Here is a 27000-nt window from a genome sequence, read left to right as displayed (position 1 = left end):
TCAGTCGTTGGGGGCGTAGGAGGCCCGCACCAGCTGCGCGGTTTCGCGTGCGATGCGGGGGGACAGGCCGACGTAGTTCTCCGGCTTCAGCAGTTCGGCGATCTCGTCGCGGGTGAAGGCGGAGTTGACCACTTCGTTCTCGAGCAGCACGTCGGAGTACTTGCGGTGGTTGACGGTGGCGTCGATCGCCAAGTCGTACACCAGCTCGTGGGCCTGATCCTTGCCGAGGCGTTCGGCCAGCTTCATCATGATGTATTCGCTGTTGTCGATGCCGTGGTTCAGATTGGCATTGGCGTACAGCCGCTCGGCGTTCACGTGGAGGGTCGCGGAGAGTTCCACCATGCGCACGATCGCCTCGCGCATCAGGCCCACGGCCTCGTCCAGGATGCTGTCGAACAGCATGTTGGACGTGCTGTCGGCCTCGAACGGACGGGCGCTGGAGAAGTAGCCGACCGAGGTCAGCGAGTACAGCTTCTGCGCGTTGGCGATGATTCCCTTGGCCAGCTTGGGGTTGATCTTGTGCGGCATCGTCGAGCTTCCGATGGTGCCCTTCTTGAAGCCCTCGGAGACTTCCCCGAACTCTTCGATGGACGTCTGGAAGACCTCCTCGGCGATCGTGTGGAAGTTGTTGGCCAGCAACGCCAGGGCGTTGATGTACTCCACCTTCGGCGAGTTGATCGCCCGCGACGGAATCTGCATCACGTCCATGCCGAGAAGCTCGCCGACCCGTCGCTGCACGTCGAGACCGACCGCTCCGGTGGAGTTGAACGCCCCCACCGCGCCGCCCATCATGACGGTGAACACCCGCGGCTCCAGCTGCTCCAGCCGCTGCACGCTCATCAGGATCTCCGACATCCAGGTGGCGACCTTGTAGCCGAAGGTGATCGGGATCGCATGCTTGCCGTGGGTGCGGCCCGCCATCACGCTGTCGGCCTGCGCCTCGGCGAGATCGGCGAGATTGAGCAGGATCTGCCGGGTGAGCTCCAGGAACTTCCGGTTCACCTGCTTCAGGATGATGCTCTGCGAACTCTGCTGGATGTTCTGCGTCGTGCTGCCGAAGTGGATGTACTTGCCGGCCTCGGGATCGCAGGCCTTGACGAACACCTTGACGAAGGGCACGAAGCCGTGGCCCACCGTGCGGTAGATCTCGTCCATCAGTTCCAGATCCAAGTTCTCGTACTTGGCGTTGGCCTTGATGTTCTCGGCGGCTTCGCGCGGGATGACGCCGTGCTCGGCCTGCGCCACTGCGAGCGCCGCCTCGACGTCCAGCCAGGTCTGGAGCTTGACCTCCCGCGACAGCAGCCGGCTGATGCCGTGATCGTCGAGGGTCTTGCTGCTCGAATCTGTCAGAGCCACGGGTGTCTCCCTATTTCTTCATGTGGGTGTCGACGGCGTTTCGGACGAACTCGACGTACGGCCCGAACACGACGTGGATGTGGCCCGCTTGCGGGAAGAAGATGCCGCTGGTTCCGGTGTCCTTGAGCAGGTCCTGGTTCACCTTGTCGTTGTCCACCAGGTCGACGCGCAACCGCGAGACGCAGTTGTCGACGTTCTTGATGTTCTCCTTGCCGCCCAGCGCGATGATCACCAGCTCGGCGATGTCGTCGTAGCGCTTCTCCATCAGCAGCGTCCGGTCGCCCATCGCCTTCTCACGGCCCAGTGTCTCGAGCTGCCATTTGGTGATGACGAAGCGGAAGACGAAGTAGAAGACGACCGAGTTGACCAGCCCGAGCAGCACCAGGTTGATCCAGTTGGTGTCGTCGTAGAGCAGCCCGAAGATGCCGAAGTCGAAGATGGTGCCGCGAATGTAGCCGATGCTGATGTGCAGGAACTGCAGCGGTATGGCCAGCAGGCCGCACAGGCCGGCGTACAGGATGAACAGGCCCGGGGCGATGAACAGGAAGGAGAACTCGATCGGTTCGGTGATGTTGCCCAGGAACGCGGTCAGCACCACCGTCAGGATGGCCGCCTTGGCGATCTGCTTGTTCTCCTTGAACGCGGTGTGATACATCGCCAGGCCGATCGCCGGAATGCGGAACAGCGTGGTCAGCATCTGGCCGGTGCCGAGGTAGCCGAACAGCTTGGGGCCGTAGTCGGTCCAGGCCTGGCTGCCCGGGCCCTGGTTGAAGAGCACCTCGTTGGCGGCCGGCAGGATGCCCACGAAGGGCTGGCCGTTGATCATGTAGGTGCCGCCGGCCTCGGTGAACCGCACCACCGACGCCAGCACGTGATGCAGGCCGAAGGGAATGCATAGTCGGTGCGCCATCCAGTACAGGCCGACGCCGAAGGTGTCGTTCATGAAGATCGGCGAGATGAAGATCAGCACCTTGGTGAACAGGCCCCAGACGATCGGCAGCACGAACCCCAGTGGAATCATCAGCAGGAAGGTGGCGATGGCCACGAACTTCTTGCCGCCGAAGAAGGCGAAGGCCAGCGGCAGCTCGATGGCTCCCCATTTGTCGCAGCAATAGGCCGCCAGCAGTCCGGCGATGATGCCGCCGGCCGCCTCCAGGCGCACGGTCTGGACGCCGAGCACCAGTCCCTGGCCGGCGGCGCGCATCAGATCGGGATCCTTGACCAGCGAGCCGGTGACGATCAGGTAGATGTTCATCACCATCTGCATGGTCAGGTAGCCGACCACGGAGGAGAACACCGCGATGCCCTTGTCGCGCTTGCACATGCCGTAGGCCACACCCATGGCGAAGAGCAGCGGGATGTTGTCGAACACCACCTGGGCGATGGTGCCGAGGCTGGTCAGCACCTCTTGGACGATGTCGTTGCCCAGCCAGGGGGCCTTCTCGGTCAGGTACTTCTGGGTGAGGGCGTTCGCGATGCCCATGATCATGCCGACCGGGGCGAGGACGGCGATGGGTAACAGCAGCGATCTACCGAAGGTCTGAATGCCCTTCTTGAAGTCGGCCATCGTTATCACTCCTTCTATTCATCGAGTCGAAAGACGAGTTCGGGGTTGCGCTGGGCGCGGCAACCGTTGTCGCGCGGTGAAGAACAGCAGTGATGGATCGATTCATCATTCGGCCTGCGTCGCCGCTGGGCCGATCCCGGTCGAGGCGTGAGGGATCGATTCACCACGGGTCAGGATGTCAGGCCCGCCGAGGGGGAGTCAAGGATCACCAGGTCGCGGCGCAGCCGCACGACTCCCTGACCATCAGCTGGGGTTCGAAGACCCGGGACAGGCCGTCCGGCAACACCCGGAAGCTGCCGGTGGAGTCGTCCGCAACCGACTCCGGGTCGTCGCCGATCTGTTCCAGGATGAGTTGGGCGGCGGCCCTGCCGAGGGTGATCGGGTTGGTGGCGACGCTGGTCAGCGGCGGTTCCCAGAGTGCGGCGTTGTGGACGTTGTCGTAGCCGATGATGCGGATGCCCTGGGCTCGGCCGCTGGATCGCAGGGCGCGGTAGACGCCGAATGCCACGCTGTCGCTGTGGCAGACGATGGCGTCGGGCAACGGGCCGCCGGCCAGCAGCTGCTTGCCGATCAGCAGACCGCCCGGGCCGGTCGAGCTGCCCGGAATGTCCTGCAGCTGCACGGGGTCCATGCCTCCGGCCGCCAGCCCGAGCTGGATGCCCCGGCGCCGGTCGTGCCGCGACACCATCCCGGCCGAGCCGCCGACGTAGGCGAACGACCGGCTGCCGTGCTGGAGCAGATGTTCGGCCGCCAGCCGCCCGCCGAGCACATCGTCGGGACCGACGTAGGGGGCCGGGACGCCGGGCAGGTAGCGGGTCATCAGCACGTGCGGAAGCCGGGCCTGGGCGAGTTGTTCCAGGAGTCCGGGAGACGTGCCGGTCGCCGGCACGATGGCGAGGGCCGCGATGCGTTGCTCGCGAAGCTCGGCGACCAGGGTGTCCTGCCGGGCCGGATCGTCGGCCGTGGTGGCCACCAGCGAGAGGAAACCGGCGGCGGTCAGCGCCGCCTCCAGCCCCACCAGCAACTCGGCGTGGAACGGGCTGGCGATGTGGGTGACCATCACCCCCACCGTCCGGGTCCGCTGGGTGCGCAGCGAGGCGGCGCTGCGGTTGTAGACGTAGCCCAGCTCGCGCATCGCGCGATGCACCCGCTCGCGGGTGTCCTCGGAGAAGCGGCCACCGCCGGACATCACATTGGACGCCGTGGTCCGGGACACCCCGGCGCGTGCGGCGACGTCCTTCAGGGTGATCTCGTGCCGCATGGCCAGAACCTAGCAGCCCGCTACGCGGCCAGGATGTCCTCGATCAGCCGCGCCACGGCGTCCTGCTCGTTGGAGACGGTGACCAGATCGGCGGCTGCCAGCGCCTCCGGGGTGGCGTTGGCGACCGCGACGCCGCACCCGGCCCAGCGCAGCATCTCCACGTCGTTGACGTTGTCGCCGACCGCGACGACACCGGTGGCGTCGATGCCCAACCCGGCGGCAACCTCAGCCAGCGCGGACGCCTTGGTCACGCCCGCGCGGGCCACCTCGATCCAGGACGCCCCCGACATCGTCGGGTGGCACCCCGTGACGTCCAGCTCCAGGGCGGCGGCGTAGACCTCCTCGACGGGTACGCGCGGCACCTTGGCCACCAGCTTGACCGCGCCGACGCCGAGCACCTCCGCCAGCGGTGCGGTTGCCTGGTCCGGCGGCCAGGGTGCCTGCATGCCCGCGACCGCCTCGAGGTAGCCGGCCTGCGCCCGGACGGTGTTGCCGCCGTTGCGGAAGGTGGCGACCTTGACGTCCGGGAACACGGTCTGCAGCCCGTAGGTCAGTGCCGCTTGAGCGTCCGGCTCGATGAGCTGCTCGCTCAGGATCTCGCCGGTGCCGAGGTTGGCGACGACCGCTCCGTTGCAGCCGATGCCCAGGCCGGCCAGCGGCGTGCCCTGCACGAAGGTGGCCTGCGAGTAGGGCTGTCGTCCGGACACCGCCAGTACCCGGATGCCGGCGGCCGCCGCGGCGTCCAGGGCTTTCCGGGTGCGGACGCTGATCGAGCGCGGCTCGCCGCTCAGCAGCGTCCGGTCCATGTCGGTGGCGATCAGCCGGACGGTGTCACGGGTCGGGGTCATGAACCAAGGCTGCCGAACAACGTGAGCAGGAACGACACGGCCACGCCGATCACCGCGCCCGTCATCAGCCAGGCCAGCCGGGGCGCCTTCTTGAGCGGGAACAGGACGGCCGCGACGACCGCCGCGGCAATGCCGACCGTCAGCCCGGCCATCGGGCGGGCCTGGGTGGTGAACAGGCCGCAGAGGAACCCGAGTGCCGTGACGAGCGCCTGGTGGTGTGTCGATCCACCAGTCAGTAGATCGACGAGCCGTTTCATGACGGCGAGTGTAGCCGGGACGTTCCGGGGTGCTACCGGGACGCCGCCCACCCAGGTGCCTCCCCGTCCAGCCCGGAGCCCGGGACGGCGTTGCGGAAGACCAGGTCCATGGTGGCGTTGCTGCCGCAGCTGGAGGCCGACTTTCAGCTCGCTACCAGCACGGTCACCTTGGCCAGTTCGGCACCGTGCAGGTCACGCTCGACTTCAAGGTCGTAGTCGGTCTGGATGTTGATCCAGAAGCGGTCGTCGACCCCGAGGGCCTTCGAGAGCCGCAGCGCGGTGTCGGTGGTGATGGAGCGCTTGCCGCGAACGATCTCGCTGATCCGGGTCTGGGGGAGTCCGGTGGCCTGGGCGAGGCGGTACTGGGTGATGCCCAGCGGCTCCAGGAACTCGGTCAGCAGGATCTCGCCCGGGGTGATCGGGTCGTGTGCCTTCGTGGTGGTGGCCATGATCGTCTCCCTTTCTCAGTTTCAATGCTCGGTGTCGACGTTAGTATCGGCAAACGTAAGTACCAGGATCCGATTGGCAGCTGGTGTCCGGCTGTCACCGCTTCCTTCAGTCCATGTCCACCCAGATGCCGCGGTGCAGCACGGCGTCCACCCGCAGGTCGTCGCCCAGGACGACCAGATCGGCCGGGCCGCCGACGACCAGGTCGCCGGCGTCCAGTCCCATCGCCCGGGCCGGGTTGACGCTCGCCTGCTTCACGGCCAACTGCAGTGCGGCGTCCCGTTCCAGCCCGGAGCCCAGGACGGCGTTGCGGAAGACCAGGTCCATGGTGGCGGTGCTGCCGGCGATGGTGTTGGTGCCAGCCACCCGGGCGACACCGTCGGTGACGTCGACATCCAGGGCGCCGAGGGTGTAGGCGCCGTCGGACATGCCGGCCGCCGCCATCGCGTCGGTGATCAGCGCCACCCGGTCGGGGCCGACCCAGTTGGTCACGTTGCGATACAGCGCCGGGTGCAGGTGGACGCCGTCGTTGATCAACTCGACGGTGACCCGGGGGTCCTCGAGCAGCGCGGTGATCGGCCCCGGCTCGCGGTGATGCAGCGGACGCATCGCGTTGAACAGGTGGGTGGCCGCCCGCGCCCCCGCCTCGACGCCGGCCCGGGTCTCGGCATAGGAGGCGTTGGTGTGGCCGATCGCGGCGACCGCGCCGGAGTCGGTGATCTGCCGGATGGCGGGCACCGCGCGGTGCAGCTCGGGGGCGATGGTGACCATCCGGATGGTGCCCTTGCCGGCGGCGAAGACCCGGTCGATCTCCGCCCGGTCCGGGTCGCGCAGCGCGCTCGGCTCGTGCGCCCCGCAGCGCTGCGCCGACAGCCACGGCCCCTCCAGATGGATGCCGGCCAGCAGCCCGTCCTGGACCTGCTCGGCCAGCACCGAGGTCTGCCGCAGCAGCTCGTCCGGATGCGCCGCCACCAACGAGGCGATCATCGAGGTGGTGCCGTGGCGACGGTGCAGATCGCGGCTGGCCAGCGAGCTCTTCGCGGTCGCCTCCGGGAAGGCTCCGGAGCCGCCGCCATGGGTGTGCATGTCGACGAATCCGGGAATCACGGTGACGGCGCCCAGCGCGTGCGTGGGGGTGCCCGCAGGCACCCCCACGTCGAGGGCGGTGACCACGGTGCCGGAAACCTTCAGCCAGCCCGGGGCGAGGATCCCCGTGCCGGTGACGATACGCTCAGCGGTGATCAGCATCTGCCCGACCTTTCTGTTCGATCGAGTCTCACAGGCCTTGCCAGGCCGGTTTGGCGGCGTAGGTCTCGCGGTAGTACGAGCCCAATTGCAGCCTGCTCGCCGCCGCCTCGTCCAGCAGCACCGTGACGTGCGGGTGGTGCTGCAGGATGGTCGCCGGCCAGAGCGCGCTGACCGAGCCCTCGGCCAGGTGATGGACGGCTTCGGCCTTGGCCGTGCCGCTGGCCACCAACACGATGTGCCGGGCCGACATGATGGTGCCCAGCCCCTGGGTGATGCAGTGCGTCGGCACCTGGTCGATGTCGCCACCGAAGAACCGGGCGTTGTCCACTCGGGTCTGCTTGGTCAGCGTCTTGATCCGGGTTCGAGAAGCCAGCGACGAGCCGGGCTCGTTGAACCCGATGTGTCCGTCGGTGCCGATCCCGAGGATCTGCAGGTCGACCCCTCCAGCGGCGGCGATCGCCGCCTCGTACGAGGCGCAGAACGCGGGAATGTCGTCGGCCAGGCCGTCCGGGCCGTGCACGGCGTCCGGGGCGAAGTCGACCCGGTTCACGAAATCCCGGCGGATCACGTTGTGGTAGGTCTCCGGATGCTCGGCCGGCAGGCCGACGTACTCGTCCAGGGTGAACCCACGGGCCTGTGCGAACGAGACCTCGCCGGCGTCGTGCCGGGCGGCCAGCTCGTCGTAGATGGCCAGCGGGGACGACCCGGTGGCCAGGCCGAGCACGGCCTCCGGCTTGCGCTGCAGCAGGGCGACGATGGCCTCGGCGCCGAGTTTGCCGGCGGTGGTGGCGTCCGGGCGGATCACGATCTCCATGATTGGTTGTCTCTCTCCTTGTCGTGGGGTGGTTCAGCGGGTGGCGATGATGGCGTCGAGGGCGTTGACCTCGGCGCCGATGACGGCGTCGGTGAAGGCGATGTCACCCTGCTTGGAGTCCATCACCACGACCGGGATGATCGGGTTGCGGCCGGTGGCTTCGACGGCCGGGACATCGAAGGTGATCATCGACTGTCCGGCCTCGACGACATCGCCCTGGGCGACGTGGGCGGTGAAGCCCTGGCCGTTGAGCTGGACGGTGTCCAGGCCGAGGTGGACCAGGACGCCGACGCCCTCGGGCGAGACGATCACGTAGGCGTGCGGCCACAGCGTGAGCACCGTGCCGGCGATCGGGGCGACCGCCTCGACCACGCCGCGCGGCGGGTCGATGGCCAGGCCGTAGCCGACGATGCCCTGGGCGAAGGTGGCGTCCGGGACGTCCTTCAGGGCGACCGGACGACCCGGCACCGGAGCCAGGATGGTGGTCGGAGCGACCGTGGCCGCGGCGACCGGGGCAGCCTCGACGGCGACCGGAGCGGCGACGTCCACCGCGACGGCCGGGCCGGAGGGGTTGGCGGCCAGCGCGTTGAGGATGTCGTTCTTCAACGCCTCGGCCTGGGTGCCGAAGATGGCCTGGACGTTATCGCCGACCTCGATCACGCCGGCGGCACCGAGCGCCTTCAGCCGGGCCTGGTCGACCTTGGCCTTGTCGGCGACCTCCATCCGGAGGCGAGTGATGCAGGCGTCGGTGTTGATCAGGTTCGCTCGACCACCGAAGGCGGCGATCAGCTGCTCGGCCTTGGCCAGCGCCGCACCACCGGCACCGCCTCCGGCAGCGGCACCGCTCTCGTCGGTCAGGTTGGCGGCCTGCTCGGCCTCGAACTCGTCATCGGGCTCGCGACCCGGGGTACGCATGTTCCACTTGACGATCGCGAACCGGAACATGAAGTAGTAGAGCGCGAAGAAGGCGACACCCATGCCGATCAGCAGCGGAATGTTCTGGGCGGCGGGCGCGGTGCCGTAGAGCACCAGGTCGATCAGACCGGCCGAGAACGAGAAGCCGAGGTGAACGTCGAGCAGGTAGGCGACGGCCAGCGACAGGCCGGTGAGCACCGCATGGATGATGTACAGCGGGAAGGCGACGAACATGAAGGCGAACTCGAGCGGCTCGGTGACGCCGGTGAGGAAGGCGGTCAGGCCGGCGGCCGACAGGATGCCGATGGCGACCTTCTTCTGCTTCGGCTTCGCGACGTGGATCATCGCCAGCGCCGCGGCTGGCAGGCCGAACATCAGGATCGGGTAGAAGCCCGCGGTAAGCAGGCCCGCGCTCATGTCGCCGTTGGCGAACCGGGTCAGTTCACCGGTGACCATGTCGCCGGCGGGGGTGGTGTACGAGCCGTAGAGGAACCAGATGTAGGTGTTCAAGATGTGGTGCAGGCCGATCGGGATCAGCATGCGGTTCGCGAAGCCGTAGAGGAAGGCGCCGAACGCCCCGGAGCCCGCGATGAAGGTGGCCACGCCGGTCAGGCCGGACTCGAAGATCGGGTAGAAGTAGCTGAGTCCGAAGCCCAGGATCAGGCTGGCCAGCGAGACGACGATCGGGACGAAGCGGCGGCCGCCGAAGAAGCCCAGATACGCGGGCAGTTGGATGTTGTGGTACTTGTCGAACAGCCAGGCGGTGACCAGGCCGACGATGATGCCGGCGAAGACGCTGTAGTTGATCATCGCCTGCTCGCCCTTGGCGTCGGTGACGCCGGCCAGCACGACCGGCGACATGTTCGTGAACACGGCGTCGATCACCAGGTAGCCGGCCACCGCCGACAGCGCGGTCGAGCCGTCCGCCTTCTTGGCGAAGCCGATCGCGACACCGACGGCGAACAACAGCGGCAGGTTGGCGAAGATGGCGCCACCGGCGGCGCTCATCGCCTCGAAGAACGGGCCGATCACCGGCGTCTTGATCTGGCCGAGCAGGTCGGGCTGGCCCAGCCGCAGCAGGATGCCGGCGGCCGGCAGCAGGGCGATGGGGAGCATCAGGCTCTTGCCGAGCCGTTGGAGTTGGGCGAATCCGGGGAAGCCGCCCCCGGACTTCTTGGCCGGGGTTCCGGCGGTGGTGGTGCTCATCTGTCTCCTCGTGTGGCTGAGCGGCGGGACTCGTCGACGGATTGGTGTAGACCAATAAGGAAGATTGGCATAGACCAATCTGCCGGGTCAAGCCCTCGCGGCGATTTGGTCTAGTCCAATAGTCTGGGGGGTCCATGGGCAGTCCACACCCGGAGAGGGGCGGTTGTGAAGGTTCCGAAGTACTACCTGATCAAGGAGCAGATCCTGGCGTTGATCGCCGACCTGCCGCCGGGCTCCGCGGTGCCCACAGAGCGCGAATTGGCGTCCGACTTCGGCACCTCGCGGACGACGGTGCGGCAGGCGATCGCCGAACTGGTGGTGGACGGCAGACTCGTCCGCACCCAGGGCAGCGGCACCTTTGTCGCCCAGCCGAAGATGATGCGGGTGCGTCCGCTCAGCTCGTTCTCGCAGGATCTGGCGATGGACGGCTGGCGCCCCGGCAGCGTGGTGCTGGACATCTCCGAGGTGACCGCGGACGCCGAACTGGCCGGTCGACTGGGGGTCGAGCCCGGAGCGCGGGTGCAGCGCGTGGAGCGGCTGCGGACGGCCTTCGACGAGCCGATCGCGCACGAGGTCGCGTACCTGCCGCGTCCGATGCCGAAGCTCGCCGAGCAGTTGGCCGAGCACGGTTCGCTGTACCGGACGCTGCGCGAAGAGTACGGCGCGGTCGTCGCCACCGCCGAGGACATCGTCGAGACCGTGCTGGCCGACCCGGTCACTGCCGACCTGCTCAGGGCGGACACCGGCCTGCCGATGCTGCTGGTCCGGCGCACCGGGTGGGACGCCGCAGGCAACCTGGTGGAGTGGACCGAGTCGAGGTTCCGCGGCGACCGGTTCCGCTTCATGTCCCGTCAGCGGCTGGACGACGTCGACGCCGTACCCGGTCGGGCGTCCTGACCGCACCGTTGGTCGAGCTCGTCGAGACCACTCACAGGGATCTCGACAAGCTCGATCAACGGTTGGCGCGAGTGTTACTAGCTGTCGGTCGGCGGTTCGGCGTTCTTGGCGGCCTCGGCCTGAGCCAGCCGGGCCTGCTCGGTGGCCGCCTTGCGCAGGGCGACGGCGCGATGGAAGTCGGCCTGGGTGGGCATGCCGTAGGCACGGGCGGTCGAATCGTGCAGTTCGACCACGTAGCGATAGATGCGTTCGGCGAACTGGTGGGCGATCTCGCCCGGCGCCGCCTTCAGCGGACGCCCGAACACCACGTGCACATGCGGACGCCCGGACGGCGGCCGGGTCGCCCCGTACGGCATCGCGGCGAACGCGCCGACCAGGGCGATCGGCAGCACCGGGACGTTGCGGCTGATCGACAGCGCCGCATGGCCCGGGGTGAAGTTCTTCATCGCGCCGGTGCGCGACCGGGTGCCCTCGGGGAACAGCAGCAGCGGGACGCCCTCGCCGAGCAGCACGCCGGCCATTCCCTTCCGGTTGCGCAGACCTTTGCGGTCGACCGGGAAGGCGTTGAAGAACAGTCGGGTCGCGGCGGCGGTGTACCACTTGTCGAAGAAGTAGTCGGCGGCGGCGCCGGCGGCCAGGTTGCGGCTCAGCCGGCGGGGCAGTGAGCCCATCACCAGCGGCGCGTCCAGATGGCTGGAGTGGTTCGCCACCGCGATGAACGGCGGTTTGAGGGTGTCCAGGTTGCGGCGCCCGTGCTCATGGACGTGCACCGTGGACCAGATGTAGGGCTTCATCACCAGCTGCTGCGCCATGAAGCGGCCGGCCGCTCCGGAGGCGGACGAGTACCGGTTGGTGTTGTCGTCGGCCACCACGTCCCTTCCGCCGGATCGGATCATCGGATTATGCATTCGTCGCAGCCGAGCCCCTGAAAGACCGGGCTCACTGACGGCTCCTGCTCAACATACGTGAGGCCCATCGGACTCTGGAACGAGGCGCGTGCCTGGCTAGGAGTTTCTGTAGCTTCCAACGCTTTGTGGGTACTGAGACGACCCGTTTCTTGTTGGCATCCGCCAAAGCCTCCCTGGCGACTCTGTCGGGTTCCACCCAGACGAAGTAGGGGATCGACGAAGTCCGGATTCCGGCCCGCTGATGGAACTCGGTGCGCACCCAGCCCGGGTTGACCGCGGTGACCCCGACGCCGGTGCCGTGCAACTCGTTGGCCAGGCCCTCGGAGTAGGCGAGTGCCCAGGCCTTGATCGGCGAGTAGGGGCCCTGGCTGATGTAGGCGGCAGTGAGGCGACGTTGACGATCAGGCCGTTTCCCCGCGCCTTCATCGCCCGCCCCGGCGCCGCCGCCGAGGACCAGCACGGCCAGGCACATCACGTCGATGGCCCGCTCGTGGTGGCCAGGTCGTCGTCCAGCAGTTTCATGTGCAACCCGTACCCGGCGTTGTTGACCAGGATCTCGATCGGACGCTCGTCGTCGGCGAGCCGGTCCGCGACGGCCAGGACGTCGGCGCGGACCGACAGGTCGGCGGGCAGCACGTCGGCGCGGACCGACAGGTCGGCGGGCAGCATGTCGGCGCGGACGCCATAGCGTTCGCTCTGCTCGGCGGCGCGGGAGGCCAGCCGCTCGGCGTCCCTGGCGACCAGGACGAGGTCGTGTCCGCGTCCGGCCAATTCGCGGGCGAAGGCGGCCCCGATGCCCGAGGTTCCGCCGGTGACCAGTGCCGTTGCCATGGCGAAACGTTATCGGCCGGGCGCGAGGAGTTGCGTCGACTGCCTGCGTGTCGCAGAGCCCGGGGCAGTAGGGTCAGACATGGATACCGCCGAAGACATGCTGAAGGCTGCCGAGGCGTTCGTCGCCCTGGTGAGTGAGGTTCCGCACGACGCCTGGGATCGTCCGGCGCTCGGCGTGTGGGACGTCCGCTCTCTGGTCGGGCACACCGCGCGGGCCGTTCTGACGGCTCTGGACTACCTGAACAAACCCGCCGCCATGGTCGAGTTGCGGTCGGCCGCGGAGTATCTGGCCGCCGGATACCTGGTGGACCGGTCGATTCACGAGGCGGTGGCCGAGCGCGGTGTCGCCGCCGGGCACGATCTGGGCGACGAGCCGGCCGAGGTCGTCGAAACCATGATCGGACGCCTGCGCGCCGCCATCGCGGGCCTCGACGGCGACCCGGTGATCACCACCCTGCTAGGCACGATGCGGTACTCGGACTATCTGGAGACGCGCATGGTCGAACTCGTCGTGCACACCTCCGACATCGCCCTGGCGATCGGACGCGAGCCGCGATTGCCCGCCCGCGCCGTCGGGCGGGTGCTGCACATCATCTGCGACGCCGCGATGCTGAACGGACGCGGGCTGGCCGCGATCCGGCAGCTGAGCGCGCGGGACGGCTCGGCGTTCGGACTGCTCTAGACCGGTGCGTGGGGTGCGGCGCTTGATTGCATCCGGCACCCTTGACCCGTGACCGTGACACCCCCGCCAGCCGTGTCGCCCACGCCGCGCCGGATTCGCGGGCAGGGCTGGTTGGTCGTCCCCGGCCTGATGGCGGCGTTGCCGGCACTCGTCGCCACCGGGCTGCGCGTTCTGCCGCCGGGGTCGGAACGACTGGCCAAGGCGGCGTCCTTCATTCCCTACGGGCTGCTGTTCTGGGTGCCGGCGACCCTTCTGCTCGGAGTAGCGACGCTACGTGCGCTGCGGCACCGGACGCCGGGGCGTCCCTCGCTAGCCGCGCTGAGCCTGCTCAGCATCGCCGGGCTGGCCGCGACCATGGTCTGGCACGCGCCCGCCTTCGTCGCCGACTCGGGACGAGCCGCCACCAAGCCGCTCACCATCGTCAGCCTGAACGTGGCGCGGACGGCCAAGCCGGAGGCCGTGGCCCGCGCCGCCCATGGTGCTGATGTGGTGGTCCTCGTCGAGGCATATGTCACCTGGGCGTCGTCGCTGCCGGCGAGTTTCCGTGCCGAGTTCCCCTACCGCGCGCCGGTCGACGCGGCCACCAGCGACCGCATGAACGCCGATGTGGTGATCTTCTCCCGGCACCCGATCGCTACCTCCGAGCCGCTGCCGAAGAGCAGCTTCCAGCAGTGGTCGGCCGTCGTCCGGACGCCGCAACTCGGTCCGGTGCGGGTGGTGGGTGTCCATCCGTGCAACCCGTACTGCAGACAAGGACTGTGGGTTGACGAGGCGGGACGGCTGCGGGCCTGGCTGGCGGACCATCAGAAGGCGATGCAGATGATCATCGCCGGCGACTTCAACGCGGTGGACGACCACCTCACCATGCAGGGGCTGTACGCAGATGGCTACCGCAGTGCCGCGGACCTGGCCGGCGCCGGCTTCGTCCGCACCTGGCCGGCCGATCGGCGATTCCCGCCGGTGATCGCCATCGACCATGTGCTGCTGACCCCAGGGCTGACCGCCACCGGGTTCGACACCTTCGACGTGCCGGGCACCGATCACCTCGGCATCCGGACGGAGATTGCCAGGGTCGCCACCTGATGGACGTAGGCACATGTCCGACCACCGCGGTCCGAGGGCAGACGACCGCAGCGCGAATCTGCGCGCGTGGCTCGAGCTGACCACCGAACCGGCCGATCCGGCGCCGGGCTGGCGTGAGATCAAGGCCGGCATCGAAGACGATCTCGCGGGATGTCGCCCTTCAGCCCGGTGTGGGCTCGTCAATCAGCGACCGATTCAGCACCGGTCTGAGGCTGGCGAGGCGGGACGTCCCCCAAATCGGTCGCTGTTTCACGGCGGTTGAGAGCCCGGACGACACCTGCGCGCTCGTGGCGGAGCGGACCGGAAAGAACCGCCTCCTCGCACCGGACGGACCTCCGCCCCGGACGCGGACGTCCGGGGCGGAGGTCGGGATTCGGGCTCAGGCGCCGACGGTCGCCTTGGTCTCGCGGGCCATGGCCAGCTCTTCGTTGGTCGGAACCACCAGGATGGTCACCTTCGAGTCGGGGGTGGAGACCACCCGCGGCTCCTTCGAGCGGACGGCGTTCGCGTCGTCGTCCAGGCTGAAGCCGAACCCGGCCAAACGGTCGATGATCGCCTTGCGCAGCCCCGGGTTGTTCTCGCCGACACCGGCGGTGAAGGTGATCGCGTCGACGCTGCCCAGCACGGCCAGGTAGGCGCCGATGTAGTGCAGCAGCCGGTGCACGTAGACGTCGAAGGCCAGCTTCGCGTCCTCGTTGCCCTCGGCGATCAGGTCGTTGATGTCGCGGAAGTCGGTGACTCCGCAGAGCCCGAGCATGCCGGACTTCTTGTTCAGCAGGGTGTCGATGTCGTCGATGCTCATCCCGACCTGGCGGGCCAGGAAGGCGTGCAGCCCGGGGTCGACGTCACCGCTGCGGGTGCCCATCACCAGGCCCTCCAGCGGGGTCAGGCCCATCGAGGTGTCCACCGCGACGCCGCCGCGGATCGCCGAGATCGAGGCGCCGTTGCCGAGGTGGCAGACGATCTGGTTCAGCTCCTCATACGGACGGCCGAGCACCTCGGCGACCTTCTTCGACACGTAGCTGTGCGAGGTGCCGTGGAAGCCATAGCGGCGGATGCCGTGCTCGGCGGCGACGTCGCGGGCCAGCGCGTAGGTGTAGGCCTCGGCGGGCAAGGTGGAGAAGAACGCGGTGTCGAAGATCGCGACGTGCGGCACGTCCGGCAGCGCCTTGCGGGCGGCGTCGATGCCGGCGATGGCCGGCGGGTTGTGCAGCGGCGCCAGCGGCGACAGCTCGCGCAGCGCGTCCAGCATCTCGTCGGTGACCAGGGTGGTCTCGCGGAACGCGGCCCCGCCGTGCACCGTTCGATGACCGACCGCGACCACGTCCGACAGCTGCGGCCCGTGCTCTTCGAACAGCTGCACCATCACCGTCAGCGCCCGTCCGTGATCGGGGAAGCCGCGCTCCTGATGGAAGGTCTCACCGCCGACGGTGTGATCGATGGTGCCGGTCTCGTCTCCGATCCGCTGGACCAGGCCCGAGGCCAGCACGCTCTCGTCGTCGGCGTCGATCACCTGGTACTTGATCGAGGACGATCCGGCGTTCAGCAGCAGAATGGGCGTGCTCATAGAAGGCTCCTAGGGGTTCGTGCGGTCGGGTCGTCAGTTGGCTTCGGCCTGGGCCTGGATGGCGGTGATCACCACGGTGTTCACGATGTCCTCGACCAGCGCCCCGCGGGAAAGGTCGTTGACCGCCTTCTTCAGGCCCTGCAGGATCGGGCCGATCGCGACCGCTCCGGAGGAGCGCTGCACGGCCTTGTAGGTGTTGTTGCCGGTGTTCAGGTCGGGGAAGATGAACACCGTCGCCTTGCCGGCGACCGGCGAGTTCGGCAGCTTGGTCTTCGCCACGTCCGGGTCGACGGCCGCGTCGAACTGGATCGGGCCCTCCAGCGCGATGTCCGGACGCCGTTCGCGCACGATCTCCGTCGCCTGCCGGACTTTGTCGACGTCGGCGCCGGAGCCGGAACTGCCGGTGGAGTAGGACAGCATCGCGACCCGCGGCTCGATGCCGAAGGCCACCGCGGTCTCGGCCGAGCTGATCGCGATGTCGGCCAGCTGTTCGGCGGTCGGGTCGGGGTTCACCGCGCAGTCGGCGTAGACGTGCACCCGGTCGGTCATGCACATCAGGAACGAACCGGACACCACCTTCACGCCCGGCTTGGTCTTGATGAACTCCAGCGACGGACGAATGGTGTTGGCGGTGGTGTTGACGGCCCCCGACACCATGCCGTCGGCCATGCCCAGGTGCACCATCATGGTGCCGAAGTAGGACAGGTCCTTCATCTTCTCGCGGGCCTGCTCGACGGTGACGCCCTTGTGGGCGCGCAGTGTGGCGTACTCTGCCGCGAACCGCTCGACCAGCTCGGCGTCGTTCGGGTTGACGATGTCGACGCCGTCGAGCACCCAGCCCATCGCCGAGGCACGGGTCTTGATCTCCACCGGGTCGCCGAGCAGGGTCAGGTCGGCGACGCCGCGCTGCATCAGGATGGCGGCCGACTCCAGGATGCGGTCGTCGGACGACTCCGGCATCACGATCCGTCGCCGGTCGCGGCGGGCCAGCTCGTTGAGCTGGTAGCCGAACATCAGCGGGGTGATCACGTCCGAGGCGGGCACCTCGAGGGCCTTGATCAGCTCCGCGGAATCGACCTGTTCGGCGAAGATCCGCCGGGCCGTCTCCACCTTGCGCGGCGACGAGGTGAAATGGCCGCGGGTCTGGAAGACGTCGCGGGCTGTGGTGTAGGTGCCCTGGTCGGTCATCCCGATCGGCAGGTCGAGGTGCATGCCGTCGAACAGCTTCACCACGTTCTCGGGGATCGGGTAGCCGCCGGTCAGGATCACCCCGGTCAACTGCGGGAACGAGCCGGAATGATGCGCCAGGATCAAGCCCGGCAGCAGGTCGCCGGAGCGGTCGCCGGGCATCAGGACGGTCGCCTCGGTGACCAGCCGGGAGAGCACGTTCGGCAGCGTCATCGCGGCGATCAGGACGTCCTGGGACTCGCGCTCGAGCAGGTCGGGGTTGCCCAGCACCTGCTTGGCGTCGACCGCCTCGAACTGGGCGCGCAGGGTGGGTGCGACCAGCAGCGGCTCGGCCGGCAACGCGGCGACGACCAGGTTGGTCAGGCCGCGCAGCGCCGCGGACGTCTCGTCCAGGATGGCCGGGTCGACCCGGTTGGCGATCACGCCGATGGTCTGGACGTGGTGCGCGGTGAACTCGCTGAGGGTGGCCTCGGCGGCGTCCCGGATCTCCCGGACGTCGCGTCCGAAACCGCTTACCACCAGCAGCAGGGCGGCGTTCAGGTTGGCCGCGATGTCGGCGTTGAAGGCCAGCTCGGTGGGGCTGGTCACGTCGGCGTAGTCGGAGCCGAGCACCACGATCGCGTCGAAGCGAGGGCTGATCCGGCCGAACTTCTCCACGATGGTGGTCAGCGCGCTCTCCGGATCGGTGCGCATCTCGTCGTAGGTGATGCCAATGGCGTCCTCGTAGGAGAGGTCGATGCCCGGCAGGTCCAGCAACATCTCCAGGATGTCGTCGCGCTCACCGGCGGGCACCAGCGGACGGAACACGCCGACCGACTGCACCTCGCGAAGCAGGGTGTCGAGCAGGCCAAGGGCGATGACGGATTTTCCGGTCTGGCCCTCGGGGGCCGCAACGTAGATGCTTCGAGTCACGGGCTCAGGCTAATGCCGTGAGCGTGTGCCTGTCTGCGGCTGGCCCGCCCGCTGGGCGGATTGCGGACGCGATGGTGCCCCCGGACCCGAGCGGTAGCGGTCGCCGGCGGCCCGCAGCCGGTCCAGCCGTCCGCGCTGCTCGGCGGTGAGGGTGAGGTCGAGCGCAGCCAGGTTCTCGTCCAGGTAGCCGGGGTGCTTGGTACCGGGGATCGGAACGGCGTCCGGGTCGTGGCCGAGCAGCCAGGCCAGCGCGACCTGGGCGGGCCGGGCGCCAACCTCGTCCGCGATCTGGCGGACGAGATCGGCCTGGCGGAGGTTCTCAGCGAGGTTGCTGCGGTTCCACCGGGGCAGCAGCCGCCGGTAGTCGAGCAGGCTGAGCCGGGTGGTGGCAGCGGGTGAGCCGGTGAGCATGCCGCGGCCCAGCGGCGAATAGGCGACCACGCCGATGCCGAGTTCGTGCGCGGTGGGGACGACGGAGTGCTCGGGATCGCGGGAGAACAGCGACCACTCCAGCTGCGCCGCGGCGATCGGGTGCACGGCGTGGGCGCGGCGCAGCTCGTCGGCGGTCACCTCGGAGACGCCGAGGGCGCGGACCTTGCCGGCCCGGACCAGCTCGGCCATCGCGCCGATGCTCTCCTCGATCGGCACCCGCGGATCGACCCGGTGCAGGTAGTAGAGGTCGATCACCTCGGTGCGCAGCCGGCGCAGCGAGGCGTCCGCCGCGCGGGCGATCCGGGCCGGGGAGGCGTCCAGGCCGATCGGCAGCCCGAGGCCGGGCAGGCTGAGAATGCCGGTCTTGGTGGCCAGCACGATCTGCTCCCGGACGCCGCTCAGGTGCCGGCCGAGGAGTTCTTCGTTGGCGCCGTGCCCGTACATGTCGGCGGTGTCGAACAGGGTGACGCCGCGTTCCAGGGCCCGCTCCAGTGTCGCCTTCGACGACGCCTCGTCCGGACGTCCGTAGGCGGTGCTCATCCCCATGCAGCCCAGGCCCAGCGGGCTCACCTGGAGCGGACCGAGCCATCGTGTGCCGTGGTTCATCACGCCTCCTCTGGTTTGCGAGTGTTTGCTCGTAAACCACGATACGAGTGAATACTCGCAAAAGACAAGAGCTGATCTAGCATGCCGGTCATGACTCGTGAGGTGGCGCGGACGGCGCGCGGGGTGGCCCGGATGGCGCAGATCCTGGACGCCGCTTCCGCAGTCTTCGCGCGGGTCGGCTACGACCGTGCCACCACCAACGCGATCGCCGCCGAGGCCGGCATCTCGCCCGGCTCGCTGTACCAGTTCTATGCCGACAAGGCGGCCATCGCGGCGGCTCTCGGCGAACGGCTCGCGACGGAGTTGGAACAGGCCCAGGACGCCGCGCTGGCAGATCTCGATCCCACCCGGGTGTCGTTGTCGGAGTTGGCGGAGCGGGTGCTCGATCCGCTGGTGCGCTTCGCGGTCGAGCGGCCCGCCTTCCCCGAGTTGTTCGCGCACGCGGCGTTGCCGGACGCCGCACTGGCGCCGGTCACCGCCGCGAAGGCAGCTCTGCACGAGCGCATCGCCGACCTGCTCGGACGCCGGATGCCGCACCTGGACCGCGCCCAGGCCGAGGAGGCGGCCCGGATCGCGCACCTGCTGGTACACGGCTCGATGGCGGAGATGGCCGCCGACCCGGTGGTGCGGCGCGAGGTCACCCGTGCGGTGGTCGCCTACTTGGCCACCAAGGAACGCGCTGCCGGCTGAGCCGGGTCAGAGCCCCTCGGCCAGCCAGGCCAGATCGGCGCGATGCTCGTCCGGGCCTCCGGGGGTCTCGACCACGATCGGGGCGCCCGCCGAGCGGATCACGTCACGGACCCCGTCGGGGTCGCACTGCCCGGTACCCCAGTTGGCGTGCCGGTCGGCGCCGGAGTCGAAGGCGTCGCGGGAGTCGTTGGCGTGAATCAGGTCGATCCGCCCGGTGATGGCGCGGACCCGGTCGACCAGGCCGAGCAGTTCGTTGCCGCCGGCGTGGGCGTGGCAGGTGTCGAGGCAGAAGCCCACCTGGTCGGCGTTGCCGGAGGCGCCGATGGCGTTCCACAGCCGGTCGATGCTCTCCAGGTGCCGGGCCATCGCCTTGGTGCCGCCGGCGGTGTTCTCGATCAGCAGCGGGACGGCGATGTCGAGCCCGTCGACCGCCTTGAACCAGTTGACGAAGCCGGCCTCGGGATCGTCCTTGGCGGTGAGGTGGCCGCCGTGCACGATCACCCCGGAGGCGCCGATCTCGGCGGCCGCGGTGAGCTGCTTCTGCAAGTGCTGCCGGGACGGGATGCGGATCCGGTTGTTGACGCTGGCCACGTTCAGCACGTACGGAGCGTGCACGTAGAGCGCGATGCCGGCGGCCTCGGCGTCCGCCTTCAACGCGGCCGCGCCACCCGCATAGTCCACCCGCGGACCCTTCCAGCCCTGCGGGTCGCCGAGGAAGAACTGGCTGAGCTGTGCCCCGCGCGCCTTCGCCTCGGCGATCGGGTCGGTGGCGTCGACGTGTGCACCCATCGCGATCATGCCCCCGAGCCTAAGCCTCCGACGCCAGCACATCCGTCACACCAGCACCGAACGTCGGTCCAACCGTGAACCCGACGACCATTAGGATCCGGGCAACGCTCACCCAGAACACATTGAAGAGCCGGGGTGTGGACCCGCGATGCGGGTGCCTCCTTCGCCCGCTGACCACCTGGGTACTCCTCATCCCGTAACGACCCCAGCAAGTCTCAAGAATCATCTGGAGGTCTCACCCATGCCATCGTCACCGTCCGGGAACACAGCCCCGCAACCCACTCCCGAAATGATCGAGACCCGCAACCAGGCCGCGCTCGATTGCCAGTCGGCTGGACTCCTCGAGCGGGCGATCCTCTTGTTCGAGCAGAACGTCGCCGACTGCGAACGAATCCTCGGGCCCGACCACCCGGACACGCTCGGCGCCCGCAACAACCATGCCTACGCCTGTCAATTGGCCAGGAGGCCCGTGGTGCAGGCCATCCCCAGGCTCGAGCGGAACCTGATCGATTCCGAGCGCGTCCTCGGGCCCGACCACCCCGGCACCCTCCGAGCCCGTGGGAACCTCGCCTACGCCTACGTGTCGATCGGAGACCACGGCCGGGCCGTCCCCATGTTCGAGCGGAACCTGGCCGACAGCAGCCGCATCCTCGGGGCTGACCACGCCGATACCCTCCAGCACCACTGCGCCCTCGCCACCGGCTACTTCTCAGCCGGGGACCCCACTCGAGCCATCCAGACGCTCAAGCAGAATGTGGCTGATCGCGAGCGTGTCCTGGGGACCGATCACCTCGACACCCTCCGATCGCGCGGCTACCTCGCCCTCGGCTACACCGGGGTCGGAGACGCGGCCAAGGCCGTCGGAATCGACGAGCGGAACCTGGCCGACTACGCGCGAGTCCTCGGACCCTACCACCCTGACACCCTGCGAGCCTGCAACAACCTCGCCGCCACCTATTTCGCGGTCGGAGAGGTCGGCCGAGCCATCGCCATGCTTGAGCAGAACCTGGCTGATCACGAACGTGTCCTCGACCCTGAGAGCACCGACGTCCTCCGCTATCGGAAGAACCTTGCCGATGCCTATGAGTCGGTGGGGAATCTGGGTCAGGCCACCTTGCTTCTGGAGCGTTGCCTGGTCGACATCCAACGTATTCAGGGGCCGCGCCACATCGATGTTCTGGTGTTCCGAAATAGCCTCGCCAACGCCTATCTGGCGGCCGGGAAATTCGACCGAGCCGCCACCCTGCTCGAGCCGAACCTGGCCGACGGCGAACGCATCCTCGGTGCCCACCATGTCGACACCATCATCTACCGAGGAAGTCTTGCGGAGCTCCACATGTCGACCGGGAACATCGCTCAAGCCATTCCTCTGTACGAGCAGAACCTCGTCATCGTCGAGCGTGTCCGCGGGGCCGGAAACCCCCAGACCCTCGCCGTGCGCGGCATGCTGGCCACCGCCTACTACTTGGCTGGAGATCTCGACCAGACCATCCGGCTGCTCGAGCAGAATCTGGCCGAAGTCGACAGCACCCAGGTGTCGGACCACCCCGAGATCCTGCTGTACCCCCGGAACCTCGCTGCCGCGCTATGGCAGCGCGGCGACCGTGCGCGGGTCGAGCAGGTCCTGACCCAGGCAGCGGCAATCGCCGCGGAGGAGCTGGGTACGCGCCACCCCATCACCAGGGACTACGCCGCGCGCCGCGACGCGATGCGGGTCCGGAAGTGGTTTTCGGGTCTCTTCCGGCGGTCTTCGACCTGATCCGGCTGCCGGGTGTTGCCACCGTCCGGGGAGTCGGATTGCTCCGGGGGAGTCAGATCGCCGCAGCCACGGGCGTCGTCGACTTCGAGTAGGTGCGGGTGGGTTGGTGGCCCGGCAACGTCCCCAGCACCCGGACGTGGATCTGCTTGCCCAGATCGGCCTTGGTCAGCCGGTAGCTGGACTTGGTCTGCCCGCTGATCCCCTTGCCGGAGCGATACCACCGGTAGCTGAGGGTGGCCGCCGGCTGCCACTCGCCGGGGACGGCCTGGAGCACGCCGCCCACCCGGAGAATGCCGGTGATGGTCGGCTTCGGCGTGACCGTGAACTGCCGGGGCTCGACCTCGCGGGCCACCGAGTAGGTGTCGTCGGTGGTGTAGCCGGCCTTGGTCGCCCGCACCCGCAGCCGGATGTCGTGGCCGACGTCCTTGCTGGTCAGCATGTACTGCGCCGCGGTGGCCTTGGCGATGTTCTTGGAGTCGCGCTGCCACCGATAGGCGAACGTGGTGCCCTCGGGGAAGCCGGCCCCGGGAGCGCCGGTCAGGGTGGCGCCGAACTCGTGCTCGCCGGTCACCGTCGGACGCGGCGTGGGCAGAACCCCGGCGACGGCGTCGTTGGTGCTGTCCGAGGTCTTGCTCACCGTCGTGCCGGCCACGGTGGCGCTGACCCGGACCGCGATCGGCTTGCCGAGGTCGGCCGGGTCGACCTGGTAGCGCTCGCCGGTGGCGTCCGGGATCGGCTTGTCGCCCCGCAGCCACTGGTAGGACAGCGTCGCGTCCGGCGGCGTCCAGGTTCCGGCGACCGCGGTCAGGGTCAGGCCGACCCGGGCGCTGCCGCCGATCGCCGGAATGTCGGACGGGTAGGGCCGGAACGGGCCGACCTCGGTCTTCGACCAGCTGGCGGACGCCGAGCGCGCGACCATCGGCAGGCAGGTGCCGTTCGCGTCGGTCCCGCAGGGGCCGGGCTTGGGAACCTGCAGCACCTTGCCGGTCCACCACGAGGTTTGCGCCATGGCGCCGTCCCAGGACAGCGAGATGTGCACGTGGTCCTTGTGGTTGGCCGTCCACGAGCCGCGGCTGGCCATCTTCCGCCAGCCGAGCTCCTGGTAGTAGATCGACCAGATCTTCTGGTTCCAGATGATGTACATGATGCCGAGCCGGTAGGCGACCTCGCCGTTGTTGGCGGTGATCCACTTGACCGCCTGGGCGACCTTCGCGCGGTCGCCGGCCTTGCGCGAGTCCATGTGCCAGTCGAGGGCGCGTCCCTCCTTGTGTTCGGACGTTCCGCCGCTGCTGCAGAACCGCGAGATGCCCCAGGACTTGCCGCCCCACATTCTGATCAGGGCCTTGAGCAGGGCGGTGGTGCCGGGCTTCGCGGCGGGTGTGCAGGTCTTCTGCGGCTTGTAGCCCAGGTGGGCGTCGATGCCGGGCGTCTCCAGGCTGGCCGGTGGCGGCGGATTGCCGGCGCCCCGCGCCGCCGCGACGGGGGCTAGCAGGATGATCAGGGCGCAGCAGGCGGCGATCAGGGCACGGATGCGCATGGCGTCCTCGAAACTTCCAGGTGGCGGGGAGCGGATGGCGAGCAGGGTAGGGCGGATCGGCCGGACGCCCGCCGGCGTCTCGCGGGACCCCGCGGTGTCCGGGTGCTCGATTGGCCGTCGGCCGGGGGCGACAGCTAAAGTTGACCCTCGGTGCCTTCCGGCACCGTTTGCACACGCCCTCCTGCCATGAGAGATGCTCATGGCCGCTCGAGACCAGAGGAGGTGGAGTTCGCGTATGCGTCAATACGAAGTCATGGTGATCATCGATCCCGACGTGGACGATCGTCAGGTGAATGGCCTGTTGGAGAAGCCGCTCGCGGGCCTGACCAAGGCCGGTGGCACCGTCGACAACCTGGACATCTGGGGCCGTCGTCGGCTCGCCTACGACATCCGCAAGAAGTCAGAAGGCATCTATGCCGTCATCAACATCACCGCTGAGCCTGCCGACGTGAAGGAGCTGGACCGCCAGTTCACCCTGAACGAGCAGATCATGCGCACCAAGGTCATCCGGCCCGACACCCGCTAGAGATTTCTGTCAGTGCCAGCTGACAGGCTCTGAGTGACCAGTACCTCGATCGAAAGACACACTCATGGCAGGCGAAACCCAAATCACCCTCGTCGGGAACCTGACGGCCGATCCCGAGTTGCGCTTCACCCCGTCGGGTGCGGCGGTGGCCAACTTCACGGTTGCCTCCACCCCGCGGACGTTCGACCGTCAGACCAGCGAGTGGCGCGACGGCGACGCGATGTTCCTGAACTGCTCGGTGTGGCGGCAGGCGGCCGAGAACGTCGCCGAATCGCTCACCAAGGGCATGCGGGTCGTCGTCCAGGGCCGGCTGAAGTCGCGTTCCTACGAGACCCGTGAGGGCGAGCGGCGCACCGTGTTCGAGGTCGACGTCGACGAGGTCGGCCCGTCGCTGCGGTACGCCTCGGCGAAGGTCACCCGCAACACCGGCGGAGGAGGCGGCAACTACTCCGGTGGCGGCGGCTATTCCGGCGGCGGCCACTCGGGTGGCGGCAACTCGGGCGGTTCCGACTCGTGGTCGTCCGGCGGCGGCGGTGGCAACAACAGCCGTTCGGCCGGCAACGATCCCTGGGCGCAGGCCCAGAGCGACGAGCCCCCCTTCTGATCGGCCCAGCCTGATCGATCGTCTGATCGGCGGCTCGTCCCCATTCATCCACGTCATTCCGGCCTCGGCCGGGCTCACTGAAAGGGAGCACCACAATGGCCCCATCGCAGCGCAAGCCTGTGAACAAGAAGAAGATCGCGCCGGCCAAGTCCGTGCGCATCGGCCACATCGACTACAAGGACACCGCGACTCTGCGGAAGTTCATCTCCGAGCGGGGCAAGATCCGCGCTCGCCGGGTGACCGGCCTTTCCGTCCAAGAGCAGCGCAAGGTTGCGATCGCCGTCAAGAACGCGCGTGAGCTGGCCCTGCTGCCGTACGCCTCGACCGCCCGCTGAGAAGGAGGAACGCCAGCATGAAGCTCATTCTGACCGCTGCCGTCGATCACCTCGGCATCCCCGGTGAGATCGTCGAGGTCAAGGACGGCTACGGCCGCAACTACCTGCTGCCCCGCGGTTTCGCGATCAAGTGGAGCAAGGGCGCCGAGAAGCAGATCGAGGGCATCAAGCGGGCCCGTGACGCCCGCGAGATCCGCAACGTCGAGCACGCCGTCCAGATCCGCACCCAGCTCGAAGAGCTCGCTGTCTCGCTGCCGGCCAACGCCGGAGAGAACGGCAAGCTGTTCGGCGCCGTCACCCCGGCCGACATCGTGCTCGCGGTGAAGAAGGCCGGCGGCCCGGCCGTCGACAAGCGTGCCGTCGAGATCGCCAAGCCGATCAAATCCGTCGGTTCGCACACCGTCGGTCTGAAGCTGACCAGCGGCGTGGTCGCCCACATCAACGTGGACGTCGTCGCCGCCTGACACCCAGCACCACGGCGAGGCGGGGAGCTTTCCCCGCCTCGCCGTTCGTCTGTCCGCCTTCAAGGGAATCTCATGCCGCACCATCTGCCCTACCGGGTGCTGTTGCGCAGCATGGGCTGGTCGTTCGCCGTGCTGGGCTTTCTCGGGCGGCTGCCGATCTCGGTGCTGCCGCTGGCCCTGCTGCTCCATGCGCATCACCGGCTGGGATCGTTCGGGCTGGCCGGTCTGGCTGCTGCTGCGCTCAGCCTGGGCGGTGCGGCGGGCGCCATGCTGGTCGGGCATCTGTCCGACCAGTGGGGGCATCGGGTGGTCGGCATCGCGGCGACCGTCGTGCAGACCGCGGCGATCGGCGGGTTCCTGCTCTGGTGCTCGCCGGACGTCCCGCTCGCCGTCGTGCTCGCGCTGGCCGCCGTGATCGGCTTCGCTAACCCCCAGCTGGGTGCGATGGCACGGGCCCGCTGGTCGCAGCTGGCGGCGTCCAGACACGACCGGGTGCCGTTCACGGCGTCCGCGATGGCCTGGGAGGGTGCGATCGACGAGGTGGGCTTCGTGGTCGGCCCGGTGCTGGCCACCACCCTGGCCGCGGTGGCGGCCCCGGCACCGTTGCTGACCGCCCTGGTGCTGGCCTGGATCGGCCAGGTCGGTTTCGCGCTGCACGCCTCGGCGTTGCCGCCGGCCCATCACGGACGCCACCGGCACGCCGAATCCGCTGACCGGGTCGACTTCCGGGTGCTGGTTCCGCTGGCGGTCGCCTTAGGCGGCGTGGGCGTGTTGTTCGGCGGCTCGCAGACCAGCATCGCGGCGTTCTTCACGATGCGTGGTGAGGCGGCGGTGGCCGGTGCCGTCTACGGGGCGATGGCGGTCGGCAGCGCGACCATGGGTCTGCTCAGCAACCGGCTGCCGGCGCGGTTGTCGATGGCGTCCCGGATCACGATGTTCGGGTTCGGCTGCGCGGTGCTGTCCCCGCTGCTGATCGTGGCCTGGGACGCGCCCACCATGGCGGTCGCCTGCCTGCTGATCGGTCTCGCGGTCGGCCCGACGCTGGTCACCGGCTATGCCTACGCGGAACGGATTTCCCCGCCCGACCGGCTCTCCACCGTGATGACTACGCTCAGCACGGTCGGTGTGATCGGGGTCGCCGCCGGTGCGGCGCTGGCCGGCCAGGTGACGGACGGCCATTCCGCGCAGGACGCCGCCTGGATCGCGACCGTCGGCGGTCTGCTGGCCGGCCTCGCCGGGCTGGCCATCCCGCGCCGGCGGACTCGGTGACC

At 68.6% G+C, this 27000-nt stretch carries 25 protein-coding genes and 1 pseudogene; 10 read left to right on the top strand and 16 right to left on the bottom strand.

Annotated elements, in window-relative coordinates; all coding sequences use genetic code 11:
• The 9 genes from QM619_RS01935 to QM619_RS01895 all read right to left on the bottom strand — a co-directional run bounded on the left by QM619_RS01935 (position 1) and on the right by QM619_RS01895 (position 9919).
• The gene (locus QM619_RS01935) at positions 1 to 1356 is read right to left on the bottom strand and encodes an adenylosuccinate lyase family protein (protein ID WP_415103742.1); all 1356 of its coding nucleotides are present in this window, start codon (positions 1354 to 1356) and stop codon (positions 1 to 3) included.
• A gap of 10 nt (positions 1357 to 1366) precedes the next feature.
• The gene (locus QM619_RS01930; protein WP_415103740.1) at positions 1367 to 2923 is read right to left on the bottom strand and encodes a PTS transporter subunit EIIC; all 1557 of its coding nucleotides are present in this window, start codon (positions 2921 to 2923) and stop codon (positions 1367 to 1369) included.
• Between the two features lie 205 nt (positions 2924 to 3128).
• Positions 3129 to 4184 (bottom strand): LacI family DNA-binding transcriptional regulator, encoded by a 1056-nt coding sequence (locus QM619_RS01925; protein ID WP_415103738.1) that lies wholly within the window; start codon positions 4182 to 4184, stop codon positions 3129 to 3131.
• Positions 4185 to 4204: 20 nt separating this feature from the next.
• Positions 4205 to 5032 carry an HAD family hydrolase gene (locus tag QM619_RS01920; RefSeq protein WP_415103736.1) on the bottom strand — a complete coding sequence of 276 codons (828 nt, stop codon included), beginning with the start codon at positions 5030 to 5032 and terminating at the stop codon, positions 4205 to 4207.
• Positions 5029 to 5289, bottom strand: a complete 261-nt coding sequence (locus tag QM619_RS01915) for a hypothetical protein (protein WP_415103734.1) — start codon at positions 5287 to 5289, stop codon at positions 5029 to 5031. The genes QM619_RS01920 and QM619_RS01915 overlap by 4 nt, the downstream gene beginning before the upstream one ends.
• A gap of 143 nt (positions 5290 to 5432) precedes the next feature.
• A complete protein-coding gene (locus QM619_RS01910) occupies positions 5433 to 5738 on the bottom strand; it encodes a HigA family addiction module antitoxin (RefSeq protein WP_415103732.1) in 306 nt (101 codons plus the stop codon).
• 106 nt (positions 5739 to 5844) lie between these two features.
• Positions 5845 to 6984, bottom strand: a complete 1140-nt coding sequence (gene nagA, locus QM619_RS01905; RefSeq protein WP_415103730.1) for an N-acetylglucosamine-6-phosphate deacetylase — start codon at positions 6982 to 6984, stop codon at positions 5845 to 5847.
• Positions 6985 to 7012: 28 nt separating this feature from the next.
• Positions 7013 to 7798, bottom strand: coding sequence for a glucosamine-6-phosphate deaminase (gene nagB / locus QM619_RS01900; RefSeq protein ID WP_415103728.1), 786 nt, complete (start codon positions 7796 to 7798; stop codon positions 7013 to 7015).
• A 33-nt stretch (positions 7799 to 7831) separates the two neighbouring features.
• Positions 7832 to 9919: a glucose PTS transporter subunit IIA gene (locus tag QM619_RS01895; protein WP_415103726.1), complete on the bottom strand. Its 2088-nt coding sequence runs from the start codon at positions 9917 to 9919 to the stop codon at positions 7832 to 7834.
• A gap of 165 nt (positions 9920 to 10084) precedes the next feature.
• On the opposite strand from QM619_RS01895, the gene QM619_RS01890 reads away from it, so the two are divergent.
• Complete coding sequence (locus tag QM619_RS01890; RefSeq protein ID WP_415103724.1) at positions 10085 to 10816, top strand: GntR family transcriptional regulator; 732 nt, start codon at positions 10085 to 10087, stop codon at positions 10814 to 10816.
• A 77-nt stretch (positions 10817 to 10893) separates the two neighbouring features.
• On the opposite strand, the gene QM619_RS01885 is transcribed toward QM619_RS01890, so the two are convergent.
• On the bottom strand, positions 10894 to 11724 hold the full coding sequence (locus QM619_RS01885) for a lysophospholipid acyltransferase family protein (RefSeq protein ID WP_415103722.1): 831 nt from the start codon (positions 11722 to 11724) through the stop codon (positions 10894 to 10896).
• Between the two features lie 31 nt (positions 11725 to 11755).
• A pseudogene (locus QM619_RS01880) lies at positions 11756 to 12555 on the bottom strand (SDR family NAD(P)-dependent oxidoreductase).
• Positions 12556 to 12634: 79 nt separating this feature from the next.
• Here QM619_RS01880 and QM619_RS01875 point away from each other — a divergent pair.
• Both QM619_RS01875 and QM619_RS01870 read left to right on the top strand, forming a co-directional pair.
• Positions 12635 to 13237: a maleylpyruvate isomerase family mycothiol-dependent enzyme gene (locus tag QM619_RS01875; protein WP_415103720.1), complete on the top strand. Its 603-nt coding sequence runs from the start codon at positions 12635 to 12637 to the stop codon at positions 13235 to 13237.
• Positions 13238 to 13285: 48 nt separating this feature from the next.
• Entirely contained in the window at positions 13286 to 14320 is a 1035-nt protein-coding gene (locus QM619_RS01870) for an endonuclease/exonuclease/phosphatase family protein (protein WP_415103718.1), read from the top strand.
• Positions 14321 to 14699: 379 nt separating this feature from the next.
• Here QM619_RS01870 and QM619_RS01865 read toward each other — a convergent pair whose 3' ends face one another.
• Genes QM619_RS01865 through QM619_RS01855 form a run of 3 tightly spaced genes read right to left on the bottom strand, consistent with a single transcriptional unit; the run spans position 14700 to position 19025 of the window.
• Positions 14700 to 15887: an acetate/propionate family kinase gene (locus QM619_RS01865; protein ID WP_415103716.1), complete on the bottom strand. Its 1188-nt coding sequence runs from the start codon at positions 15885 to 15887 to the stop codon at positions 14700 to 14702.
• A 33-nt stretch (positions 15888 to 15920) separates the two neighbouring features.
• A complete protein-coding gene (pta, locus tag QM619_RS01860) occupies positions 15921 to 17987 on the bottom strand; it encodes a phosphate acetyltransferase (protein WP_415103714.1) in 2067 nt (688 codons plus the stop codon).
• A gap of 9 nt (positions 17988 to 17996) precedes the next feature.
• Complete coding sequence (locus QM619_RS01855; RefSeq protein WP_415103712.1) at positions 17997 to 19025, bottom strand: aldo/keto reductase; 1029 nt, start codon at positions 19023 to 19025, stop codon at positions 17997 to 17999.
• Positions 19026 to 19115: 90 nt separating this feature from the next.
• Between QM619_RS01855 and QM619_RS01850 the strand changes: the two genes are divergently transcribed.
• Positions 19116 to 19715 (top strand): TetR/AcrR family transcriptional regulator, encoded by a 600-nt coding sequence (locus QM619_RS01850; RefSeq protein WP_415103710.1) that lies wholly within the window; start codon positions 19116 to 19118, stop codon positions 19713 to 19715.
• Positions 19716 to 19721: 6 nt separating this feature from the next.
• Here the strand turns inward: QM619_RS01850 and QM619_RS01845 are convergent, their stop codons facing one another.
• Positions 19722 to 20513 (bottom strand): deoxyribonuclease IV, encoded by a 792-nt coding sequence (locus tag QM619_RS01845; protein WP_415103708.1) that lies wholly within the window; start codon positions 20511 to 20513, stop codon positions 19722 to 19724.
• A gap of 280 nt (positions 20514 to 20793) precedes the next feature.
• Between QM619_RS01845 and QM619_RS01840 the strand changes: the two genes are divergently transcribed.
• On the top strand, positions 20794 to 22263 hold the full coding sequence (locus QM619_RS01840) for a tetratricopeptide repeat protein (protein WP_415103706.1): 1470 nt from the start codon (positions 20794 to 20796) through the stop codon (positions 22261 to 22263).
• Between the two features lie 52 nt (positions 22264 to 22315).
• On the opposite strand, the gene QM619_RS01835 is transcribed toward QM619_RS01840, so the two are convergent.
• Positions 22316 to 23800, bottom strand: a complete 1485-nt coding sequence (locus QM619_RS01835) for a hypothetical protein (RefSeq protein ID WP_415103704.1) — start codon at positions 23798 to 23800, stop codon at positions 22316 to 22318.
• A gap of 235 nt (positions 23801 to 24035) precedes the next feature.
• Here QM619_RS01835 and rpsF point away from each other — a divergent pair, with 235 nt between their 5' ends.
• From rpsF to QM619_RS01810, 5 genes are all read left to right on the top strand, one after another.
• The gene (gene rpsF / locus QM619_RS01830; RefSeq protein WP_105186645.1) at positions 24036 to 24326 is read left to right on the top strand and encodes a 30S ribosomal protein S6; all 291 of its coding nucleotides are present in this window, start codon (positions 24036 to 24038) and stop codon (positions 24324 to 24326) included.
• Between the two features lie 64 nt (positions 24327 to 24390).
• On the top strand, positions 24391 to 24930 hold the full coding sequence (locus tag QM619_RS01825) for a single-stranded DNA-binding protein (protein WP_415103702.1): 540 nt from the start codon (positions 24391 to 24393) through the stop codon (positions 24928 to 24930).
• 95 nt (positions 24931 to 25025) lie between these two features.
• The gene (rpsR, locus tag QM619_RS01820) at positions 25026 to 25265 is read left to right on the top strand and encodes a 30S ribosomal protein S18 (protein ID WP_415103700.1); all 240 of its coding nucleotides are present in this window, start codon (positions 25026 to 25028) and stop codon (positions 25263 to 25265) included.
• Between the two features lie 17 nt (positions 25266 to 25282).
• Positions 25283 to 25729, top strand: a complete 447-nt coding sequence (gene rplI / locus QM619_RS01815; protein ID WP_415103698.1) for a 50S ribosomal protein L9 — start codon at positions 25283 to 25285, stop codon at positions 25727 to 25729.
• A 72-nt stretch (positions 25730 to 25801) separates the two neighbouring features.
• A complete protein-coding gene (locus QM619_RS01810) occupies positions 25802 to 26998 on the top strand; it encodes an MFS transporter (RefSeq protein ID WP_415103696.1) in 1197 nt (398 codons plus the stop codon).
• Positions 26999 to 27000: the final 2 nt, after the last annotated feature.

The sequence above is a fragment of the Micropruina sp. genome (genome assembly GCF_047606665.1).
GTDB lineage: Bacteria > Actinomycetota > Actinomycetes > Propionibacteriales > Propionibacteriaceae > Micropruina.
This window is presented reverse-complemented; position numbering and strand designations above follow the sequence as displayed.

Excerpts from the sequence above, each read along its gene's own strand:
- QM619_RS01930 (WP_415103740.1), bottom strand. The coding sequence starts at position 2,923 with ATGGCCGACTTCAAGAAGGGCATTCAGACCTTCGGTAGATCGCTGCTG.
- QM619_RS01925 (WP_415103738.1), bottom strand. The coding sequence starts at position 4,184 with ATGCGGCACGAGATCACCCTGAAGGACGTCGCCGCACGCGCCGGGGTG.
- QM619_RS01920 (WP_415103736.1), bottom strand. The coding sequence starts at position 5,032 with ATGACCCCGACCCGTGACACCGTCCGGCTGATCGCCACCGACATGGAC.
- QM619_RS01915 (WP_415103734.1), bottom strand. The coding sequence starts at position 5,289 with ATGAAACGGCTCGTCGATCTACTGACTGGTGGATCGACACACCACCAG.
- QM619_RS01910 (WP_415103732.1), bottom strand. The coding sequence starts at position 5,738 with ATGGCCACCACCACGAAGGCACACGACCCGATCACCCCGGGCGAGATC.
- nagA (WP_415103730.1), bottom strand. The coding sequence starts at position 6,984 with ATGCTGATCACCGCTGAGCGTATCGTCACCGGCACGGGGATCCTCGCC.
- nagB (WP_415103728.1), bottom strand. The coding sequence starts at position 7,798 with ATGGAGATCGTGATCCGCCCGGACGCCACCACCGCCGGCAAACTCGGC.
- QM619_RS01895 (WP_415103726.1), bottom strand. The coding sequence starts at position 9,919 with ATGAGCACCACCACCGCCGGAACCCCGGCCAAGAAGTCCGGGGGCGGC.
- QM619_RS01885 (WP_415103722.1), bottom strand. The coding sequence starts at position 11,724 with ATGCATAATCCGATGATCCGATCCGGCGGAAGGGACGTGGTGGCCGAC.
- QM619_RS01875 (WP_415103720.1), top strand. The coding sequence starts at position 12,635 with ATGGATACCGCCGAAGACATGCTGAAGGCTGCCGAGGCGTTCGTCGCC.
- QM619_RS01865 (WP_415103716.1), bottom strand. The coding sequence starts at position 15,887 with ATGAGCACGCCCATTCTGCTGCTGAACGCCGGATCGTCCTCGATCAAG.
- QM619_RS01855 (WP_415103712.1), bottom strand. The coding sequence starts at position 19,025 with ATGAACCACGGCACACGATGGCTCGGTCCGCTCCAGGTGAGCCCGCTG.
- QM619_RS01850 (WP_415103710.1), top strand. The coding sequence starts at position 19,116 with ATGACTCGTGAGGTGGCGCGGACGGCGCGCGGGGTGGCCCGGATGGCG.
- QM619_RS01845 (WP_415103708.1), bottom strand. The coding sequence starts at position 20,513 with ATGATCGCGATGGGTGCACACGTCGACGCCACCGACCCGATCGCCGAG.
- QM619_RS01840 (WP_415103706.1), top strand. The coding sequence starts at position 20,794 with ATGATCGAGACCCGCAACCAGGCCGCGCTCGATTGCCAGTCGGCTGGA.
- QM619_RS01835 (WP_415103704.1), bottom strand. The coding sequence starts at position 23,800 with ATGCGCATCCGTGCCCTGATCGCCGCCTGCTGCGCCCTGATCATCCTG.
- rpsF (WP_105186645.1), top strand. The coding sequence starts at position 24,036 with ATGCGTCAATACGAAGTCATGGTGATCATCGATCCCGACGTGGACGAT.
- QM619_RS01825 (WP_415103702.1), top strand. The coding sequence starts at position 24,391 with ATGGCAGGCGAAACCCAAATCACCCTCGTCGGGAACCTGACGGCCGAT.
- rpsR (WP_415103700.1), top strand. The coding sequence starts at position 25,026 with ATGGCCCCATCGCAGCGCAAGCCTGTGAACAAGAAGAAGATCGCGCCG.
- rplI (WP_415103698.1), top strand. The coding sequence starts at position 25,283 with ATGAAGCTCATTCTGACCGCTGCCGTCGATCACCTCGGCATCCCCGGT.
- QM619_RS01810 (WP_415103696.1), top strand. The coding sequence starts at position 25,802 with ATGCCGCACCATCTGCCCTACCGGGTGCTGTTGCGCAGCATGGGCTGG.